This is a genomic window from Actinomadura sp. NPDC000600, from assembly GCF_040492135.1.
Taxonomy (GTDB): Bacteria; Actinomycetota; Actinomycetes; order Streptosporangiales; family Streptosporangiaceae; genus Spirillospora.
This window is the reverse complement of record NZ_JBEUPD010000023.1, coordinates 57153-76749: the sequence shown is the minus strand read 5'-3', so window position 1 is coordinate 76749 and position 19597 is coordinate 57153. Positions and strand designations below refer to the sequence as shown.

The following is a 19597-nucleotide window of genomic DNA, read 5'->3' as shown; positions in this document are numbered from 1 at the left end:
GCGCCCAAGGACTTGTTGATCAGCAGGCGGCCCCCTGGCTGGACGGCGATGAGGAAGCCTCCGCGTGAGGGCCGCCGGGCGTCCGATGGGGCAGCGCGATCTACACGCTCCGTCCAGCGTTCCGAGGCTCCGCCCTTCTCAAGTTGGCGCGTTACTCGGTGGCGCCGAGCGCCTACATTGACTCGGACCGCAGGAGGGCGCTTGCGTCGCGGTCGCGCTGAGCGAGCATGTCGCCGGCGCGGCTCCAACTGGGAGCTCGTTCCGCTGTGGTCGAGCCCGGCGAAGGGCAGGATCATGCGCTCACGACATTTCTCTTTATCGGTTTTGATGCCTTCCGGCCCCTGTCCAAAACCATCTTCGTGGGGGGCCGAAAACCTCCTATGATGCGAAAGCCATGTGACGTGGGTCACAGTCAGCCGCGGGGCATACGGGCTGGTCAAGTACCGGACACGCCCGGCGCGATCATCCTGAAACCGGCCCTCACCTGCGGATGTGATACCTGGTTGGTGTACTCTCGGGACCACGACGAAGGTGCGCAAGTTACTTGCGCACCCGGAACGTGAAACGGCCTCCAACCGGTTGGGTCCTGGCGAGAACCTTGGTTGGAGGCCGTTGCTGCGCTCGTCCTAAATTGGCTAGCGGCCGTGCACCGTAGTGATCACCAAGGTGATCACTCGGATGACGACCTCGAACAGCCACGCGTGCTTGCGCGCCCGTCCATACAGCCGATCCCAGTCCGACCGATTCATCCCGAACCTCACGTCCCCGGCCTAGATGGGCTGGCCGGAAGGGCCCTCGCCGGGATCATCCGGCGAGCTCGCGGTCGGACGAGTCCGAGCGAGAACCGTTGCAGACGTGACGACGTTCATGAACCGGTGCAGCGTGGGCGAGTCTAGCAATGCTCACCGCGGTTCCCGGGTTGGTGCACATGCCCTTGACCGCCTGTTTCCGGACGAAAAGCTGCCCGAAAACGGAGAAAAGGGATCCATCGAAAGACCGTCGCCACCGACGTCGCCGAGGCTGTGACCAATGTGCTGCCGACGATAATCGTTTACGCCTGGGCCTGGGTCTTCTGCTTGAGGCGTTCGTAGGCGGTGGCTGCCGAGGCCGCCGTGGGGTCGATCGTAGTTGTGGTAGTTCTCCCACTCGCGGAATCACAGCATGTTCCGACGGGCATGCGGCCAGCGCTGACGCCCGGCCACGGTTGGGAAAATGCCTCCACTGGCCGGTCCTCGGCAGCAAGGGCCGGTGCCTGCCCTCACGGGCTCGGTGTGTTGACCACCGCCGCGTGGCGCTATGCCAACGAGACCGTCGACCTGCTCGCCGCCCGATGGCCCAGACTCGGCTCCGCCCTGGCCAAAGCGGTCAAGGTCGGGCTGCCCTACCTGGTGCTGGACGGCACCCTGGTCTCGATCGACCGGGTCGCGGCTGACCGCCCCTGTTACTCGTGAAAGCACCGCCGCCACGGCATGAACCTTCAGGTCAACGCCGCACCGGACGGAAACCTGCAGTGGGTGTCGGGACCGCTGCGCGGCTCGGTACACGACCTGACAGCGGCCCGGGTCTGGGGTGTCATCCGGGCACTGGCCGCCAGCTCGTGCTGGTCGACAAGGCATAACAGGGCGCCGGGACGCACATCCTCACGCCCTACAAGGGAAGCGACAAGTCCGAACCGTATACACGCCAAGCTCCGCGGACCCGGTGAACGCGCGAACGCCCAGCTCAAGTCATGGCGAATCCTGCGGAAGCTGGGCTGCTGCCCCGCCGCGCCGGCCGCATCGCCAAAGCCGTCCGCACCCCTGTGACTCCGGGAGACCGCATCATGCCGAAAAAGGATCTTACTCTTGGTGTTGAGGTGATCACTCATGGGAGATGACGATCAAAGAAGATCATCATCTACAGAGAACTATGAGCGATCATGCGTGAGATCAACACCGATGACCGTGGCGAGGCGGCCGGTGCCCTGGACGGCAGGATGGCCTTCCGGCGCCGAGCACGTCGCAGGCCGATGCGACCGGCGCTGCTGGCCGGCGCCGCGATGATCACGGCGGGGCTGGTGGCGCTGGTTCCGGGCTCGGGCGCGTTGTCCGAAGCCCGCGCCGCGGGCCTTGCGGGTGCGGGCCCTGCGAACGTGGGCCCTGCGGACGCGGCCGGTTCGCGGCCGTTCCAAGCGATGCAGGCGGTCCTGGACGACCTGGTCCAGGCGGGGGCGCCAGGAGCCGTGGCCCAGGTGCGCTCCGGTGCCGTGACCCGGAACTTCACCAGCGGCGTCGCCGACCTCGTCACCCGCAGGCCGCCGCGGCCGGACGTGCACGTACGGATCGGCAGCGTCACCAAGGTCTTCGTGGCGACGGTGATCCTGCAACTGGTGGCCGAGGGGCGACTGCACCTGTCGGACACCGTCGAGCAGCTGTTGCCAGGGGTCGTCACCGGGAACGGCAACGACGGGAGCGCCATCACGGTGCGCATGCTCCTCAACCACACCAGTGGGCTGTACGACTACACCTCCGACCCGAACTTCACGGACCTCTTCTACCAGAATCCCTTCCTGTACTTCACGGCCAACGATCTCGTGCGGATTGCGACCAGCCATTCGCCCGATTTCGCCCCCGGTACGAAGTGGGAGTATTCGAACACCAACTACATCCTGCTCGGAATGGTGATCGACCGGGTGGCGGGCCGGCCCTACGCCGCGGAGATCACGCGGCGGATCATCAAACCGCTCGGGCTGCGCGAGACCTACCTGGCCGGTCATGATCCGAACATCCGCGCCCCGCACATGCACGGATACATACGCTCGCCGAACCCGCCCTACCAGATCGAGGACAGAACGCGTTTCGACGACTACGGCGCCGACGGCGAGATCATCTCCACCATGGGAGAACTCAACCGGTTCATCTCCGCCGAGCTCGCGGGGCGCCTGCTGCCGGCTCGCATCCTGCGCATGATGCTGAAGCCCACCGTCGTCGCCGGTCGCACCGTCGGGTACGGGCTGGGAATCGAGATCGCGCCGACGCTGTGCGGAGTCACCGTCTACGGCCACGCAGGAGAGGTCTACGGCTCGACGACCTGGGTCGGGGGCACATTGGGCGGCCGGCGTTCGGTCGCGTACAACTACAACGACGATTACACGTCCAGCCCCATCGGGGAAACCAACCAGGCGGTGTTCTGCCCGCCCGGCGGCGGTTCAGGCCGACCACCGGAGTCCCCGGCGCATCCGCCCAGGGTCCTGCCGCCCACCAGCGCGGACCACGGAAGGCCATCGGAACCCCGTCCGGGCGCGGGACTCACCGAGTCGCTCAGTCGCCACATCAGTCAACGGCCCGACAACTCGATTACCCGCTGAGGGCACCCGGAGGCCGGCTCGCCCACCGCTCCACCGGCCGCCACCTCGGGTGCCCTGCCCGCCCCGCCCGCTTCGAGCGCGGTCCGAGCGCGGGCCGGGTCCAAATCCCCACGACCCACCCGCCGAAGCATGTCCCCACATTTCCGATCAACCGCGGCGCCACGCACCGAGCCCTGCCCCGGAGCTGAGAGGAGCCCCGTTAACGCGGAGCCCCTCACTCCGAAGCCCGAGGAGCTTCCGACCGGACACTTCCGCTGCGCGTCTGCCAGTGCCCGGCCTGTCAGCCAGGTCCGCGATACTCGCCACCTTCCCTCCGGGCGCGCGGGCGCGGGCTGGTCAGTCGTGGTTGATGGAGAATCCCAGGATGACCGCGGCGGACACCACGACATGTCCGGGCGCGAGGTCCTCGGGGGACGCCTCGCCGCCCGAGCCGTGCCCGTGATACCGCCCTGACCCGATCTGCTCCGGATCGACGTCGTCGATGTGCAGGACGGCCCCCAGCCGCACTCCTGCGGCCTCGGCGAACAACTCGGCCTTGCGCCGGGCAGCACCGACCGCCTGCCGACGGGCTTCCGCGCGCAACTCGCCCTTGCCGGACACATCAAAGTCGACCGCGTCTATCTCATTGGCGCCTGCCGCGACCAGATCGACGAGCAACGGCTGGACATCGTCGAGAGCACCGGACTCAACGGCGAACGAGGCCTGGCACTCGTACCCGACGAACTTGCGCTCCGACCCGCCGTAGCTCCACGAACTCTTCAGGCCGAGCCGTGACCGCTCGACGGCCGCGTCCGATATCCCATGCTGCCGCAGCGTCTGCCGCACTGCTTGCACGGCCTCGCTGGCCGCGGCGAACGCCTCGGACGGCGTCGGCTCTACCCGGATGACCTTGAACCTGGCCCGCACGAGGTCCGGCATCGCCTTCACGCTCGATGCCCCGTATGCGGTCACGCCCCACGGACGTTCGATCATCTGCATGCCGATGATCTAAGCAGCGCACCATTCGCGCCGCGGCCCGACGAAGATCGTTGTCCACGAACGGACACGTTCACAGGCCCTCCGCACACCGACTGCGATCGCCCGCGATCCTCCTCGCGGCTCCACCCGGACCAGGGCGCCGGGCAGGTCGAGGTTCCGACCGTGATCGGTGATTCCCAGCACAGACGGACCGAGAAGACCGACGCGGGCCCGGCCGGGGCAAGCCGGGGGAGCAACCCGCCGCTGGAAGATTCTCGGCGGGATTTCCGGGGGCGGTGTCGAATCGGGGCGGCGGCGTTCGTAGCTGGGGTGAGGCGCCGATCCATGGCCGGGGCCGGAAGCCCATCCCTTCTACTGACAGGTGAGGAACGATGACCGATCTGACGGCGACTGGCGGAGACAAGCCCTTCCGATTCGGGGTCGTCGCCCCGCTCACAACAGACCTGCCGACGTGGCGAGACCAGTTGAGCCGCATCGCCGACAGCGGCTACTCCACGCTGCTGATGCCCGACGTCCCGCAATGGCAGCCGGCGCCTGCGCCGACGCTGGCCGTCGCGGCCACCCGTACCGACCTGCGGGTCGGGACTTGGGTGTACGCCTCCCCGCTGCGTCCGGCCTGGAGCACCGCGTGGGAGGCGCACTCGCTGTCGGTGCTCACCGACGGTCGCTTCGAGATGGGCGTCGGCACCGGCAGGCCCGGCATCGAAGACGAACTCCGCGACCTGGGCCTGCCCGTCGTCCCACCGGGCGAGCGGCTGGCCCAGGTGCGTGAGACCGTGACGGCGCTGCGAGATCTCGACGGCTCAGACCTGCACACGCCGGTGGTGATGGCCGTGCGCGGGACGAAGGCCCGGGCAATGGCGGCCGACCTCGCCGACACGGTCGCCATCGCACTGATGCCGGGGGACGAGCGCGACGAAATCACCCGGGTGGTACGCGACTTCCGCTCCCGCGCCACCCGAGATGTCGAGCTTGCGCAGCACGTGGCGGTGGTCGGCGACACTCTCGCGCCGTTCATGGCGTCCCCCGACACCGACCCTGCCGCGCTTCATGCGGCGGACTCGCTGGCGGTGCTTCCGGACGACCCCGCGGCGGCCGCCGAGGGAGATCCAGCGGCGACGGGAGGAGCTCGGCTTCTCCTACTTCGTCTTCGGCGCCGTCTCCGCCGACACGCTCGCTCCGGTCGTAGCCGAGCTGGCGGGACGCTAACCCGGCGAGCCCCCGAACGGGGCCACGGCGGGCAGTCGCGCGCGGCCTACGGCCCCGGGGGCGAGGTGCCTTGGTCTTGGAGGCCGTCTGCGCCGCCGGAAACTCAGGTGGCCTCAGCGCGTCATCCGGTTAGAGTCGGGCGGTGCCCGAGCTGAAGCGGCTTCATGCCGGCCACGCCCCGGCGGTCCTGGCCTTCGAGTTGGCGAACCGCGCCTACTTCGCTGCCTCGGTCTCCGACCGCGGTGACGAGTTCTTCGATGAGTTCGCCGACCGGTACCGCGCCTTGTTGGCTGAACAAGAGGCAGGCATCAGTGCCTTCTACCTGCTCGTTGCCGAGGACGGCTCGGTTCTGGGCCGGTTCAACCTGTACCGCCTTGGGGACGGCACTGCTGACCTCGGTTACCGGGTCGCGCAGCACGTCGCCGGCCGCGGCGTGGCGACCGCGGCCGTCCGGGACGTGTGCCGGCTGGCGGTGGCGCGGCACGGGCTGCACACGCTGCGGGCCGCCACCTCCCGTAACAATGCCGCGTCCCAGCGAGTGCTGATCAAGGCCGGGTTCGTCCCGGTCGGACCGGCCGACCCGGCCGACCTCGGCGGTAAGCCAGGCATCTGGTATCAGCACGACCTGCTGCTCCAGCCGTAGTGAGCGCTAAGCGTGCTTTCCCCGCAGAGGACGCTTTTCTGAGATGCCCGCTGATCGTCTGGGCGCCTGCAAAATGCGGTCGCTTCGCCTGGACGGTCTGAGGCAGCATGAGAGGCGGATGCGTCGAGGGGCGGGTGGCTGTGCCGAAATTACCGGGTGGGTCCAAGGGCGAGCAGTCGGTCAGGCAGCGGGCTGTTCTGCTGGCTTTGCGCTATTACTGTGGCTTTCTGCGCCGTCAGTGGCGCATCTCGCTTCCGGCGATGACCTTGCCGGCGCTCGGGAACACCTGCCTGTACTACCTGACCCCGCTGGTGGTCGCCGCCCTGGTGGGGCACCTGGCCGAAGGCGGGGAAAGCGACCTCGCCGCTCTCCTGCCCTACGTCCTCGGATTCGCCGGCATCATGTTGGCGGGCGAGGTCCTGTGGCGAGTGGGTTTGCACTTCCTCAACCGGACGGACGGCCGAGGAATCGAATGGCTCGCCATCACCGGCATGGACGAGCTGCTCGCCAAAGACACCGCGTTTTTTCACGACAACTTCGCCGGTTCGCTGACCAAACGGATACTGAGCTTCTGCGGCGGCTTCGAAAGCTTCGCCGACACCCTCACTTTCTCGGTCGTGGCCAACGTGATCCCGCTGTCCTTCGCGTCGGTGATCCTGTGGCGGTTCCACCCGCTCCTGGTCGTCGTCCTCGTAGGGCTGATCGTCTTCACCGGCTTCATCGTCATCCCGTTCATCCGCCGCCGCCAGGTGCTGGTGGACAAGCGCGAGGCCGCCAAGGTGCGGGTGTCGGGCCACATCGCCGACGTGCTGACCAACATGGAGACGGTCCGCGCGTTCGCCGCCGAGGAGCGGGAGGCCGCCGAGTTCCGCGGCGGGGTCGTCGAGCAGCACCGCCTGGCGCTGGCCTCCTGGGATTACGGCAACCTCCGGGTCGACACGATCGTCGCTCCGATGTCGATCCTGACCAGCGCCCTGGGCCTGCTCGTCGCGGTGGCACTCCGCGGCGGCCTCGGCGTCGAGGCCATCGTCGTGACGTTCTCCTACTACACCAACGCGACGCGGATCATGTTCGAGTTCAACCAGATCTACCGGCGCATGGAGAGCACGCTCACCGAGAGCGCGCAGTTCACCGAGCTGCTCATGCAGCCGCCGACCGTCGTGGACCCGCCCGACCCGCAGCCGCTCCGTCCGGTCGACGCCTCGGTCCGCTTCGAGCGGGTCCTCTTCGCGCACGGCGACGGCCCGCCCCTGTTCGAGGGCCTCGACCTGGACATCCCCAGCGGCGCCAAGATCGGCTTGGTGGGCCGGTCAGGTGGCGGCAAGACCACCCTCTCCCGGCTGCTCCTGCGGCTCATGGACGTCGACGGCGGCCGGATCCTCATCGGCGGCCAGGACATCGCGCGGCTCCGCCAGAGCGACCTGCGCAACCTCATCGCGTACGTCCCGCAGGAGCCCGCGATGTTCCACCGGTCGGTGCGCGACAACATCGCCTTCGCCCGGCCGGGCGCCACCGAGACCGAGATCCTCCGAGCCGCGCAGGCGGCGCACGTCACCGAGTTCGTCGAGAGCCTTCCGGACGGGTTCGAGACGCTGGTCGGCGAGCGGGGCGTCAAGCTCTCCGGCGGTCAGCGGCAGCGCGTCGCCCTCGCCCGCGCCATCCTGCGAGACGCCCCGATCCTTCTGCTGGACGAGGCGACCAGCGCGCTCGACTCCGAAAGCGAGCTTCTCGTCCAGGAGGCGCTGTGGCACCTGATGCGCGACCGCACCGCACTGGTCGTCGCGCACCGTCTGAGCACGGTCGTCAGCATGGACCGCCTGGTCGTCCTCGACCGCGGCCGCGTCCTTGAGGAGGGCTCCCACCTGGAACTCCTCCAGTCCGAAGGCCCTTACTCCCGTCTCTGGCGCCACCAGTCCGGCGGCTTCCTCACCGACGAGGCCACCCCGGACACCGCACGCACCCCAAGCCCGACCGGAAGTCCCAGCCAGTAACCGGCTGCCGCGGTGTAACTCGATCTTGCAGGGTCCAGTTGCGGGCGGCGGCGGCCAGGTCTCAAGCGTCCGCCGGTGGCCGTGTGCTGTCTCCGAGGGAGATGAGCAGACAGCGGAGCAGCGAGGCGAGCCGGTCGCGTTCGGGGGCGGACAGGCCTTCAAGGAGCCGGTGCTCGTTGGCCACGTGGTGTTCGACGCCTCGGTTGACCAGGCGCAGTCCCTCTTCGGAGAGGGATATCAGGACCCGTCGTCGGTGCGACGGATCCACCTGGCGCTCGACCAGCCCTTTGTCCACCAGCCGATCGATCCGGTTGGTCAGTGCCGCCGAGCTCACCATGGCCGCGCTGCTCAACTCTCCGGCGCTGAGGACGTGGGGCGGGCCGGAGCGCAGCAGCGTGGCCAGCACGTCGAACTCCCAGGGCTCCAATCCGTGCCGGCCGAACTCGTCCTTGATGGCACGTTCGAGCAGCCGCGACGCCCTGGAGAGGCGGCCGATGACCGCCATGGGGGAGCAGTCGAGGTCTGGCCGCACCTCCCGCCACTCCTGAATGATCACGTCGACTCCGTCCTGCCGGGGCGTGTCGGTCACGGGCGTTCCTTCCGGAGGGGTGGCTTCGCCTGCAATCTAACTCTTCGACATCGAAAAGTTTGACATCCAGGATAGAGGAAGCTTAAAGTTTCGACATCGAAATTTTCGATGGAGGGATGACATGCGGATCCTGATCGTTGGAGCTCGCGGGTACCTGGGGTCGGCCGTCGCCGAAAGGCTGTCAGGCGCGGGGCACCAGGTGGTGGAACTCGCCCGCCCGGGCAGCGACCGGAACGAAGCCGGATACGAGCGGCGCATCGGCGACCTGCGTGACCCGGACTCGCTCACTGAGGCGGTCACCGCCGACATCGGCGCGGTGATCAATCTGGCCACCCCCACGGGGGACGCCGCCGTCGACGCGGCGGCCGTCGCGGCGCTGACCGGCCCGCTGCAGGGCACGGGACGCGCGTTCGTCTACACGAGCGGCGTCTGGGTCCTGGGCGCCACCGGGGCGTCGACCGCCGACGAAGACACACCCACCGCCCCGATCCCGATCGTGGGCTACCGTCCCGGCATCGAACGCCAAGTGCTCGCCACCGCCGAGGAGGGCGTCCGCGCCGCCGTGATCCGCCCGGGCATCGTGCACGGCCGCGGCGGCGGCATCCCCGCCCTGCTGGTCGACCTGGCCCGCAAGCACGGGGCGCCCGTGATCGTCGCGGACCCGGCGGTGCGCTGGCCGATGGTCCACGTCGACGACCTGGCCGACCTTTTCGCCGGAGTGGTGGAGCACGCGCCCGCCGGAACGCTGTGGCATGGCGTGACCCAACCGGCGGTTCCGGTCCGGGAACTGGCCATCGCCGCCGGCCAGGCCGCCGGGCACTCCGGAGAGCCACAGATCTTGCCGCTGGACCGGGCGCGAGAGGAGTTCGGCACGCTGTTCGCCGACGCCCTGGCACTCGACCAGGCCGTCAGTGGCGAGCAGGCGCGCAACCGGCTGGGCTGGCGGCCCCAGCACCCCGACCCCGTCACCGACCTGGGAAACGGCTCCTACCGATAGTCCGGCCCGTACCGGACATCGACTCCTGACGCGGCGAGCGTTGACGGGTTTGATGCCCTTGGCCCAGACGAGTCGGCGGTATTCGTCGGGTCGTGGCCGTGGTCGGCCAGCAGGCGCTCGGGCCGGCGGGGGGCGTCCGACGCGATCTCGGATGGATGACGTCGTTGCGGTTGCCGCGGTCAGCGCCAGGGTGAGCAGGGTGCCGTGCCTGCCGGTCAGCCCGTGGTGCCCAGAGCCCGGTCGGCCGCGGTCGACCGGGCTCGGCCCCGTTTCGGGCCGAGCCCTTGATGAGATGACCTCTTAGCCGGAGTCCTGAACGCCGAGCGCTCGCACGATGCCGCCGGCGATCATCGTGATGATCCCGGGGTAGTAGAAGACGATCGCGATCACGATGCTGAGCACGATGAACTGAACGAACCGTGTGATCTCCCGGGTGAACAGGAAGAACAGGGCCACGATCCCGACGATCACCAGGAACAGCGGCCCGAAGATATTGCGCAGCCACTCGGCCAACTGCTGGGTGTTCGGATCGTCCTTCGGCGCGGCCAGCACCACGGCCACCTTCACACCTTGCAACATGTCGTCTCTGCTCCCTGCCCGGCTCCTGTGCTCGTTACCATCTCACGCGGCCAGGGGTCCCACCGCGCAACCGGGGCCGCACCGGCCTTCAGCGCTCGATGGAGCCTTGCCGCGCGGCCGCCAAGCGGATCTCGGGCCGCGATCGGGTGCTCACGATAATGGGTTCGCTCGCGCCCCGGATGAGCGCGCCGAACCCGGCCGCCATTCCGGCGGCGAACCTGGTCGTGACGTCCCCGATCAACGGGACCGCCGGGGCGGCGGCGACCGCGCCGAGCGTCGGCGGCACCCGCCGCGCCCGCACCATCGGGTCGTCCGGCCACCGTCGAGCCATTGTCCGATCCTCTCTGCGATACCGGGCCCATTGTGCGCCGTTGGCCGTTTCCGGCAAAGCGCATCGGGCTGGGCGTCGGCGGTCGGTCGTACGTCGCGTCACCTCGCTACATGAACCGGATGAGGCACTTCCGCCATTCGGCAACACTAGCCCCGATCGGCGCATATGTGCCCGGCTGAGCCCGTCACCAGGGGAGGGACGCCACCGGCGCGCCGCGGCACCGCCCACCACCTCACCGAACGGGCAGTCGGCCGTGAGCGGGCGGCGAGCCGGCCGGGCGAAACCAGGGCTAAAGTCCGGTGAGTGGTGACCTTCAAGGTCGATGACGTCGAGCCCGCCGCCGAGCGCCTGCCCACGCTGCCGCTTGGCGACCAGTTCGCCGAAGCGCTGGTGGTCGGTGGCGACCCGACCCTGCCGGTCATCAAAAGCAATGGTGTCCACCCGCTGCTCAGCGCAGTCGGGCGCGCGTTCGCCGAGCATCGCCCGCTCGTGCTCTCCCCGGACGGGGTGTGGCTGACCATCATGCAGGGCTTGGCCCAGCATGTGCGCATGCACGCCGAGGAGTTGCGCCCCCTGCTGGTGGGCCACGTCGGCCGCAAGCGGCTCACGGTGACGGTGGACGGGCCGATGCCCCAGGATCCCGGCTCGTGGCAGCACGCCGTCGAGTCGTTCAGCGAGCTGCTCCTCGCCGAGGCCATCGGTGCCGGCGAGTTCGACTGCGACTTCTCCACCAGCACCGACGTTGACCGTATGGCCGGACGGGTCGTTCTGCTGGACGTGTACTCGCCCTACTTCGCACTCTGGATGATCTTCGTCTGCGGCATCCCGTCCATCACGCTGACCGGCACGGTCGAGGACTGGCGGACGATCCGCACCCGGGTGGACGCGATCGCCGCGCTCGGTCTGGAGACCTGGTGCCGGTCACTCGCAGCCATCGCCGACCAGTTCGTCAAGGCCGCGGAAGGCGATGCGGACACCGCCTTCTGGCGGCGCATCTACAGCCCCATCGACGCTTACGGCGGCGAGGTGATCACCGGCTGGGCCGCGCGGTTCTACCCGTACCTGACCGGCGACGGCGAGCTCACCGAGCCCAATCCGCTGCTGGAGCTGCCGATCGACGAGCCCCGCGACCTGACGACCCGCCCTGGTGATCTCTATGGCGGTCCGGGCATCGGCAGCGCCGGGGTGCCGGCCACGTTGTCGCGGGTGAGGATCGACGTCAACGACCGGGTCGGGCGCGCCAACCGGGCCGTGGCCCTGCATGCCGGTCTGATCGGCGTCGCCCAGGACCCGGACGGCGCGCTACGCCCCCTCGGCGGCTGGTACCTGGCACCGGCGACGGTCGAGATCGACGATGTGATCGACCGGATCGTCCGCGACCATGCGGCCGATCCGCCGCGGCCTTACCGCTGGTTCTGGGCCTCTGCCGACCTTGCGGCGCTCTACCGCCGCATCGGCTCGGCCACGATGTTCGACGGCGCCTGGCGGCTGCGCCCGGCCGGCGACCACCGCTGGGTATGGCGCGGAGAAGGCCGCTGCCAGATCAGGACGGTCATCGATCTGGCGGACGGCCGGTGCATCGGCGCGGCCTTCGACGACGATACGGAGAGCTTCCACTGGATCGTCTGCCGCATCGAGGAGGCCGACGATTCGACCCAAGCTCCGTGGGACGGCAAGTTCCGGCTGGTCGACGAGCCCGCCGACGTCCCGGTCTACGGCACCTCGCTGGCACTGATACTCGATGCCGCCCTGGACTCCGGCGGTGACATCTCCCACCTGGAAACCGGCCGACTCGTCCAGCTCGACGCATCAGCCTTCTGAAGAGCGCGCGAGCGGTTCAGTCTCGAGGAACGGCTGAGCCGGCTGCTCTCGGAGGAGCGGGCGCGGCGTGATGTCCCGCCCTGGTGCCGCCGCCCGCGGAGACGGGATCCAGACCGCGAATAGTGTGGACGCGTGGCGTTCGAGGAGCGGTTGGAAGAGCATCGGGCCGACCTGACCGGCCATTGCTACCGCATGCTCGCCTGCGCCGCCGAGGCCGAGGACGCCGTCCAGGAGACCTTCTTTCGCGCCTGGAAGAACGCCGACCGCTTCGATGAGCGCAAAGCCGGTCTGCGCACCTGGCTGCACAGGATCGCCACCAACGTCTGCCTGGACATGACCCGCAGCGTCCAGCGGCGCGCGCTCGCGATGGATCTCGGCCCGTCCTCGCCCGCCGGGGCCTTCCTCGGCGCGCCGTTGGATGCCGCCGCCTTCGTGCAACCCATCCCCGACCGGCTCGTGCTGCCCGTTGACGGCGATCCGGCCGAGCTGGCCGCCGCGCGCGAAACGATCCGGTTGGCGTTCGTCGCCGCCCTGCAAGCCCTGCCGCCGCGCCAGCGGGCCGTCCTCATCCTGCGTGAGGTGCTCTGCTGGTCGGCGGACGAGGTGGCCGGGCTGCTCGACAGCAGCCCGGCCGCGGTCAACAGCGCCCTGCAACGAGCACGTGCCACCATGTCCGCACGTCGCACGCCGGGCGGGAGCGGCGAGGTCGACGAGGAGCTGGTCGAGCGGTACGTCAAGGCGTTCACGTCCTACGACGTCGAGGGCCTGGTGTCGCTGCTCCACCAGGACGCCGCCATGTCGATGCCGCCGTTCGCCTGGTGGCTCGGCGGCCGGGAGGCGATCCGGGCCGCCCTGCTGGGGGCGGGCGGGGCCTGTGCCGACGACCGGCTGGTCCGCACAGCGGCCAACGGATCGCCCGCGTTCGCGCAGTACCGGGACGGGAAGGCGTTCGGCCTGGTCGTCCTCGACCTCCGCGACGGACTGATCGCGAACACGACGACCTACCTCGACCCGTCCCTGTTCGCGCTGTTCGGACTGCCGATGACTCCGGACCCGCCGTCCCGTATGTAGTGCATGACCGACATCGTTCACATGTGGCATGACCAGCGCGGCGAGGGCGACCCCGTGGTGCTCCTGCACGGCGGGCTCACCGACAGCCGCTGCTTCACCGGCAACCTCGACGGACTCGCCGGCACGTTCACGACCTACCTGCCCGACCGCCGCGGCCACGGCCGCACGCCCGACGCACCCGGCCCGATCACCATCGAGCTCATGGCGCAGGACACGATCGCGTTCCTGGAGCAGGTGGTCGGCGGCCCCGCCCGGCTGGTGGGCTACAGCGCCGGCGGGACGGTGGCGCTGCGGGCGGCGATGCGCCGCCCCGACCTCGTCGAGCGCCTCGTCCTCATCAGCACGGCCTACGACCTGGACGGACTGATCTTCAAGCCGTCGGCGGACGGCGAGATGCCCGCAGAACTCGTCGACGCCTACGCCGAGGTGTCGCCCGACGGACGCGACCACTTCCCGGTCGTCATCGGGAAGATCGCGCACGCGGCCGCGACCGAGCCGAGCCAGGACCCGGCCGAACTGCGCGCGGTGACACCCCGGACCCTCGTCCTGGCCGGCGACGACGACCTGGTCACGCTCGACCACACGGTGGCGCTCTACCGGGCACTGCCCACCGCCGAACTGGCCGTGCTGCCCAACGCCAGCCACCTGCTGCTGATGGAGCACGCCGAAGCGGTGCGCGCCATGGTCCTGGCGTTCCTGACCACTGACGCGGCCCCGACGTACATGCCCATCGCACGCGCCCGCGAAGGCACCCCCGCAGCGGGGTAGCCGCAGGAGACCGCGAGCTCTGCCGGCCTCGGGCATGAAGGCCCGGACCGATCGCTCGGTCCGGGCCTCGGTGGTGTTGGGAGATCAGCTGCAGTGCGACCAGCCGCTGTACCACCACTGGTTGTTGGTGCCGCCGCCCCACTGGACGCACTTGCCGACGGCGGGAGCGGAGACGGGACCGGCGTAGTAGGCGTAGCTGTCGGTGTCATCGATCGGGCTGCTGCCCTGGACGTACAGGTAGGCGCCCGTGCGCGTCTTGGTGCCCACCGACGTGGTCTTCACCGTCACCACGCAGTTGCGGCCGGACGAGCTGTTCCAGAGCAGGTAGACGGTCGAGCCGGTCAGCGCCTTGTGGTCGACGACCGAATAGCCCGAGCCGCAGACGGCGGAGTGGAGCCAGGGCGTTCCCGGCTCCACTCCTTCGCGTGGACGTGTCACTGGAACTGTGCGAAGAACCTCCAGATCTCTCCCTTGGTCCAGGTGGCGACGCCGCTCTCGTTGGGAGAGCCGTCGACCGGGCCGGGGATGTGGTCTCCGTCGAACGCGGCCCATTGGACCGGGTACCCGGCGCGGCAGCCCGAGTAGACGGTGGTGATATGCGTCCGGCTGCCTGGAGCGGGCTCGCGCGGGCTCTGGGGAGTGCAGCCGTTGTTGGCGACGAACTTGTCGCGCAGGGCCCGTCCTTGCGCGATGTTGAGGACGGAGTCGCTGATGCCGTGGATACCGAAGTAGGCGATGGGCTGGGTGCCGCCGCTGCACCCGCTGATCTGGGCGCCGGAGAGGACCGCGACGGCCCTGAAGACGTTCGCCCGGGCGCATGCCAGTGCGTAGCTCATGCCGCCGCCCCAGCTGAAGCCCGTCGCGAAGAGCTGTGCCGTGTTGACGCAGAGGCCGTTCTCGATCTGCCGGACCATGTCGTCGACGAAGGTGACGTCCTCACCGCCCGAATTGGCCCAGCCGTTGCCGAGGCCCTGGGGGGCGACGAGGATCGCGCTGTCGTTCGACTGCTCCTGCTGGCCGTAGTAGGACCAGGCGCTCCCGCTCGTGCCGCCCGAGGCGACGTCGCCCGCGGTCCCGCCCCGCCAGTGGAACGCGAAGATCAGCCGGTAGGGGTGGGCGCTGTCGTAGTTGGAGGGAACCCTGAGGATGAAGCTGCGGCTCTTGCCGCCGCTCTGGATCGTGTACGTACCGCTCGTGAGCGCCGGGGCGCTGCCGCATCCGCTGCCGCCACCGGACGACAGCTTGACCAACTGCCACTGCTGGTTGGCGCCGCCCCAGTCGGCGTACTGGACGACGTTGCCGCCGTCGGCAGTGGAGGCGCCTTGGACCTCCACGGCCTTGCCGCTGCTGCGGCTGATCAGCCGGACGTGGCCCGCGTCGGAGTCGGCCAGGCGGAACTGCTGGTTGGTCCCGCCGTGGTCGGACCACTGCTGGATCGCCGCACCGTCGGCCGTCGAGGCGCCGGCCACGTCGAGCACCTTGCCGGAATGCCGGGCCTTCAACCTGTAGAAGCCGTCGCCGGAGTCCAAGAACTGCCACTGCTGGTTGGCGCCGTCGTTGCGCGTCCACTGGGTGACCCGCGCGCCGTCGCCGGTGGACGCGCCGTACACGTCCAGCGCCTTGCCGCTGTTGCGGTTGACCAGGACGTACCAGGCATCGGTGTCCACCGTCGCCGCCTTGGCCGGCGCCGGGTCCACCGCGACGAGCATGCCGATCGCGAGGGCCACCGCCACCGCGGCGGCGAACAGGGACCGCCTGCGATGCCTGCGCGAAGCCGCACCGTAGGTCTTCATCGATTCACCCTTCCCGTGGCGGCAGGTCAGGTGCGGGTCCAGCGCTGGTTGTCGCCGCCCCAGCAGCTGTAGAGCTGGATCGCGGCGCCGTTGCCGGAGCCGGCGGCGTCCAGGCAGAGGCCGGACTGGACGCCCACGATGGATCCGTCGGAGTTGACGCGCCACTTCTGGTTGTCGCCGCCCCAGCAGCTGTAGATCTGGACTTTCGCGCCGTTGCCCGTCCCGGCGGCGTCCAGGCACTTGTTGCCGTAGACCCTGAGCTCTCCCGCGTCGGTGGAGGTCCACTGCTGGTTGGTGCCGCCGTGGCAGTCCCACAGCTGGAGCTGGGTGCCGTCGGTGGTGCTGGCGTTGGGCACGTCCAGGCAGCGGCCCGAACCGACGCCCTTGATCGTCCCCGAACCGCCGGTGGGCGGAGGCTCCGAGGTGCCGCCGTTGAGGGCGTTGAGCACCGAGGTGTAGGCGGCCTTCTTGCTGCCGTTGCCGTCGAACAGCAGGGGAGTGTCCTGCGAGCGCCAGGAGTCGGTGTCGCGCACACCCCAGACGGTGATGCCGAGGCAGCGCGAGACGGCCAGGCAGTCGTTGGTCACGTTGGCGTAGGTCGTGGGTGAGGCGCCCTGGATGTCCAGTTCGGTGATGGCCACGTCGACGCCGAGGGCGGCGAAGTTCTGCAGGGTGGTGCGGAAGTTGCTGTTGTAGGGGCTACCGCTGTTGAAGTGGGACTGGAAGCCGACGCAGTCGATGGGCACGCCGCGCTGCTTGAAGTCGCGGACCATCGAGTACACGCCCTGGGTCTTGGCCCAGGTCCAGTTCTCGATGTTGTAGTCGTTGTAGCAGAGCTTGGCGGAGGGGTCGGCGGCGCGCGCGGTGCGGAAGGCGACCTCGATCCAGTCGTTCCCGGTGCGCTGGAGGTTGGAGTCGCGGCGACCTCCCGAGTTGCCGTCGGCGAAGGCCTCGTTCACGACGTCCCACTGGGCGATCTTGCCCTTGTAGTGGGCCATGACGCCGTTGATGTGGTTGATCATCGCCTGGCGCAGGCTGCTGCCGCTGAGGTTCTGCATCCAGCCGGGCTGCTGGGAGTGCCAGGCCAGGGTGTGGCCGCGCACCCGCTTGCCGTTCTGGACCGCCCAGTTGTAGACGCGGTCGCCGGAGCTGAAGTTGAACTGGCCCTGCTGGGGTTCGGTGGCGTCGATCTTCATCTCGTTCTCGGCGGTCACCATGTTGAACTCGCGGGACGCGATCGTGGTGTAGGCCGAGTCGTTGAGCCTGCCCGAGGCGATGGCGGTGCCGAAGTAGCGGCCGCTCTGCGCCGCCGCGGCGCCCAGCGTGCTCTCCGCGGCGACGGCCGGGGACGGTGCCACCAGAGCGGCGGCCGTGGTGAGCGCCCCGATGGCGCCGGCGAGAATGGCCCGCTTGCGGATCCCGGACCTTGGCATGGCTTTCGTACGCACGTCTGTTCCTCCATGAATGAACGAAGGGTGGGAGCACGGAACACAGCCGTGAGAAAGACGCCGCGCTCCATCGCGGGAACGCACACACCACCAGGCGTCGCGGACCCAGTGTGTGAGCCTTCGAAGATCCCGTCAATAGTTTCAAAATCTTTCATGGCGCATGCCCAGGGGCCGGTGTGCACGCGCCCAGTAGCAGCAGCTCTGCGCTCGAAATTTTTCGAAGGTTCGCGGCTCTTGACGATGCCATTGGCCTGTTATTTACTCCGGCCACCGCCACCTCCCCCCGATCGCCTATGGAGAGAAGGTTCCGCCCGGCAGGAAATGTTAGCGCTAACATCCACGCCGAACGAAAGGAAGAAGGTCATGTTAAGGACCGGTGCGGTGCTGGCATCGCTCCTGCTCTCGGTGCTCCTGTCCGTGACGTACATCCAGCCCGCCCAGGCCGCGACGGTGGATGTGAACAAGTGGTACGTCCTGGTCAACCGCAACAGCGGCAAGGCCCTGGACGTCTACAACCTCGCGACCGACGACGGCGCCCGCATCACCCAGTGGACCAGGAACGATCAGAACCAGCAGCAGTGGCAGTTCGTCGACTCCGGAGGCGGCTACTACCGCATCAAGTCCCGCCACTCCGGGAAGGTGCTGGACGTTTACAACTTCTCCACCGCCAACGGCGGCCCGATCGTCCAGTGGGCCGACCTGAACGGCACCAACCAGCAGTGGCGGCTGGCTGACAGCTCCGGCGGCTACGTGCGGTTCGTCTCGCGCCACAGCAACAAGGCCCTCGAAGTGCAGGGCGGCTCCACCGCCGACAACGCGAACATCGTCCAGTACGACGACTGGGGCGGCGCCAACCAGCAATGGCAGCTCGTCCCCGTCGGCGGCGACACCACTCCGGGATGCGATCTCCCGTCGACATACCACTGGACATCAACGGGAGCGCTCGCACAGCCCAAGTCAGGATGGGTCTCGCTCAAGGACTTCACCGTCGCCCCCTACAACGGCAAGCACCTCGTCTATGCGACGACGCACGACACGGGGACCAGGTGGGGCTCGATGAACTTCGGCCTGTTCGGCAACTGGTCGGAGATGGCCTCGGCCAGCCAGAACACGATGTCGAATGCCACCGTCGCGCCCACACTCTTCTACTTCGCCCCGAAGAACATCTGGGTGCTCGCCTACCAGTGGGGCGGGACCGCCTTCTCCTACCGCACGTCCACCGACCCGACCAACCCGAATGGCTGGTCATCACAGCAGGTGCTCTTCTCCGGAAGCATCACCGGCTCCGGAACGGGCCCCATCGACCAGACGCTCATCGGCGACGGCACGAACATGTATCTCTTCTTCGCCGGTGACAATGGCAAGATCTATCGAGCCAGTATGCCGATCGGGAACTTCCCCGGCAGTTTCGGCGCGTCCTCGACAGTGGTCATGAGCGATTCGACCAACAACCTGTTCGAGGCCGTCCAGGTCTACAAACTCCAGGGCCAGAACCGCTACCTCATGCTCGTCGAGGCGATCGGCTCGCAGGGCCGCTACTTCCGCTCCTTCACGGCCACCAGCCTGAACGGCTCGTGGACCCCGCAGGCCGCAAGCGAGAGCAATCCCTTCGCCGGCAAGGCCAACAGCGGCGCCACCTGGACCAACGACATCAGCCACGGCGAACTGATCCGCACCAGCGCCGACCAGACCTTCACCGTCGACCCCTGCAACCTGCAACTGCTCTACCAGGGACGCAGCCCCAACTCCGGCGGCGACTACGGCCTCCTCCCCTACCGCCCAGGCCTCCTGACCCTCCAGCACTGACAAGATCCCGCGCGGCCTGGGCTGGGCGGGCCCGGCAAAACCCCGAGCCCGCCCAGTCCACCGCCGATCCATGATTCCGGTCCGCCGCGGCTCCAGCAGCGGCGAGTAGGTCTGGGACGGTGACGAGATATTCGGCGGTGCCAACTGGTCCGCAGTGGTGAGCTCATTGCACTGTGGTCGGCTGCCGCCGACGTCCAGGCCATGAGGTCGACGACGACGCAGCCGGG

General features: G+C 68.7%; 16 protein-coding genes and 1 pseudogene. 10 read left to right on the top strand and 7 right to left on the bottom strand.

All coding sequences use genetic code 11. The features are described from left to right. Positions 1–1277: 1277 nt before the first annotated feature. Both ABWI07_RS44520 and ABWI07_RS28935 read left to right on the top strand, forming a co-directional pair. A pseudogene (locus tag ABWI07_RS44520) lies at positions 1278–1876 on the top strand (transposase family protein); the annotation flags it as partial. 42 nt (positions 1877–1918) lie between these two features. After that, positions 1919–3346, top strand: a complete 1428-nt coding sequence (locus ABWI07_RS28935) for a serine hydrolase domain-containing protein (protein ID WP_353820396.1) — start codon at positions 1919–1921, stop codon at positions 3344–3346. Between the two features lie 336 nt (positions 3347–3682). On the opposite strand, the gene ABWI07_RS28930 is transcribed toward ABWI07_RS28935, so the two are convergent. Continuing rightward, the gene (locus ABWI07_RS28930; RefSeq protein WP_149260586.1) at positions 3683–4324 is read right to left on the bottom strand and encodes an SIMPL domain-containing protein; all 642 of its coding nucleotides are present in this window, start codon (positions 4322–4324) and stop codon (positions 3683–3685) included. A 371-nt stretch (positions 4325–4695) separates the two neighbouring features. Between ABWI07_RS28930 and ABWI07_RS28925 the strand changes: the two genes are divergently transcribed. The 3 genes from ABWI07_RS28925 (at position 4696) to ABWI07_RS28915 (ending at position 8167) form a co-directional block, all read left to right on the top strand. Further along, entirely contained in the window at positions 4696–5688 is a 993-nt protein-coding gene (locus tag ABWI07_RS28925; protein WP_353820395.1) for an LLM class flavin-dependent oxidoreductase, read from the top strand. After that, entirely contained in the window at positions 5676–6176 is a 501-nt protein-coding gene (locus tag ABWI07_RS28920; RefSeq protein ID WP_353820394.1) for a GNAT family N-acetyltransferase, read from the top strand. The genes ABWI07_RS28925 and ABWI07_RS28920 overlap by 13 nt, the downstream gene beginning before the upstream one ends. Positions 6177–6436: 260 nt before the next feature. Next, positions 6437–8167: an ABC transporter ATP-binding protein gene (locus ABWI07_RS28915; protein WP_235036941.1), complete on the top strand. Its 1731-nt coding sequence runs from the start codon at positions 6437–6439 to the stop codon at positions 8165–8167. 61 nt (positions 8168–8228) lie between these two features. Here ABWI07_RS28915 and ABWI07_RS28910 read toward each other — a convergent pair whose 3' ends face one another. Then, on the bottom strand, positions 8229–8756 hold the full coding sequence (locus ABWI07_RS28910) for a MarR family winged helix-turn-helix transcriptional regulator (protein WP_235036940.1): 528 nt from the start codon (positions 8754–8756) through the stop codon (positions 8229–8231). A 121-nt stretch (positions 8757–8877) separates the two neighbouring features. Here ABWI07_RS28910 and ABWI07_RS28905 point away from each other — a divergent pair, with 121 nt between their 5' ends. Next, positions 8878–9753, top strand: a complete 876-nt coding sequence (locus ABWI07_RS28905) for an NAD-dependent epimerase/dehydratase family protein (RefSeq protein WP_149260582.1) — start codon at positions 8878–8880, stop codon at positions 9751–9753. 300 nt (positions 9754–10053) lie between these two features. Here ABWI07_RS28905 and ABWI07_RS28900 read toward each other — a convergent pair whose 3' ends face one another. Together ABWI07_RS28900 and ABWI07_RS28895 are read right to left on the bottom strand one after the other, a co-directional pair. Further along, a complete protein-coding gene (locus ABWI07_RS28900) occupies positions 10054–10332 on the bottom strand; it encodes a hypothetical protein (RefSeq protein ID WP_353820393.1) in 279 nt (92 codons plus the stop codon). An 88-nt stretch (positions 10333–10420) separates the two neighbouring features. Continuing rightward, entirely contained in the window at positions 10421–10663 is a 243-nt protein-coding gene (locus ABWI07_RS28895) for a hypothetical protein (RefSeq protein ID WP_149260580.1), read from the bottom strand. A gap of 303 nt (positions 10664–10966) precedes the next feature. On the opposite strand from ABWI07_RS28895, the gene ABWI07_RS28890 reads away from it, so the two are divergent. The 3 genes from ABWI07_RS28890 to ABWI07_RS28880 all read left to right on the top strand — a co-directional run bounded on the left by ABWI07_RS28890 (position 10967) and on the right by ABWI07_RS28880 (position 14323). Then, complete coding sequence (locus ABWI07_RS28890; RefSeq protein WP_149260579.1) at positions 10967–12484, top strand: DUF4419 domain-containing protein; 1518 nt, start codon at positions 10967–10969, stop codon at positions 12482–12484. Between the two features lie 132 nt (positions 12485–12616). Beyond that, complete coding sequence (locus tag ABWI07_RS28885; RefSeq protein WP_149260578.1) at positions 12617–13555, top strand: sigma-70 family RNA polymerase sigma factor; 939 nt, start codon at positions 12617–12619, stop codon at positions 13553–13555. A 3-nt stretch (positions 13556–13558) separates the two neighbouring features. Further along, entirely contained in the window at positions 13559–14323 is a 765-nt protein-coding gene (locus tag ABWI07_RS28880) for an alpha/beta fold hydrolase (protein ID WP_149260577.1), read from the top strand. An 84-nt stretch (positions 14324–14407) separates the two neighbouring features. On the opposite strand, the gene ABWI07_RS28875 is transcribed toward ABWI07_RS28880, so the two are convergent. The 3 genes from ABWI07_RS28875 to ABWI07_RS28865 are packed head-to-tail and all read right to left on the bottom strand — an operon-like array spanning position 14408 to position 17564. Continuing rightward, entirely contained in the window at positions 14408–14761 is a 354-nt protein-coding gene (locus tag ABWI07_RS28875) for a hypothetical protein (protein WP_353820392.1), read from the bottom strand. Beyond that, entirely contained in the window at positions 14758–16116 is a 1359-nt protein-coding gene (locus tag ABWI07_RS28870) for an RICIN domain-containing protein (RefSeq protein ID WP_353820391.1), read from the bottom strand. Before ABWI07_RS28870 ends, ABWI07_RS28875 begins: the two co-directional genes overlap by 4 nt. 26 nt (positions 16117–16142) lie before the next feature. Beyond that, positions 16143–17564 carry an endo-1,4-beta-xylanase gene (locus ABWI07_RS28865; protein WP_353820390.1) on the bottom strand — a complete coding sequence of 474 codons (1422 nt, stop codon included), beginning with the start codon at positions 17562–17564 and terminating at the stop codon, positions 16143–16145. 381 nt (positions 17565–17945) lie between these two features. Between ABWI07_RS28865 and ABWI07_RS28860 the strand changes: the two genes are divergently transcribed. Further along, positions 17946–19370 carry a non-reducing end alpha-L-arabinofuranosidase family hydrolase gene (locus tag ABWI07_RS28860; RefSeq protein WP_353820389.1) on the top strand — a complete coding sequence of 475 codons (1425 nt, stop codon included), beginning with the start codon at positions 17946–17948 and terminating at the stop codon, positions 19368–19370. The last annotated feature ends 227 nt before the right edge of the window (positions 19371–19597 follow it).

Coding starts and splice junctions, on each gene's coding strand:
- ABWI07_RS28935 (WP_353820396.1), top strand. CDS start 1,919: ATGCGTGAGATCAACACCGATGACCGTGGCGAGGCGGCCGGTGCCCTG.
- ABWI07_RS28930 (WP_149260586.1), bottom strand. CDS start 4,324: ATGCAGATGATCGAACGTCCGTGGGGCGTGACCGCATACGGGGCATCG.
- ABWI07_RS28925 (WP_353820395.1), top strand. CDS start 4,696: ATGACCGATCTGACGGCGACTGGCGGAGACAAGCCCTTCCGATTCGGG.
- ABWI07_RS28915 (WP_235036941.1), top strand. CDS start 6,437: ATGACCTTGCCGGCGCTCGGGAACACCTGCCTGTACTACCTGACCCCG.
- ABWI07_RS28905 (WP_149260582.1), top strand. CDS start 8,878: ATGCGGATCCTGATCGTTGGAGCTCGCGGGTACCTGGGGTCGGCCGTC.
- ABWI07_RS28900 (WP_353820393.1), bottom strand. CDS start 10,332: ATGTTGCAAGGTGTGAAGGTGGCCGTGGTGCTGGCCGCGCCGAAGGAC.
- ABWI07_RS28895 (WP_149260580.1), bottom strand. CDS start 10,663: ATGGCTCGACGGTGGCCGGACGACCCGATGGTGCGGGCGCGGCGGGTG.
- ABWI07_RS28880 (WP_149260577.1), top strand. CDS start 13,559: ATGACCGACATCGTTCACATGTGGCATGACCAGCGCGGCGAGGGCGAC.
- ABWI07_RS28870 (WP_353820391.1), bottom strand. CDS start 16,116: ATGAAGACCTACGGTGCGGCTTCGCGCAGGCATCGCAGGCGGTCCCTG.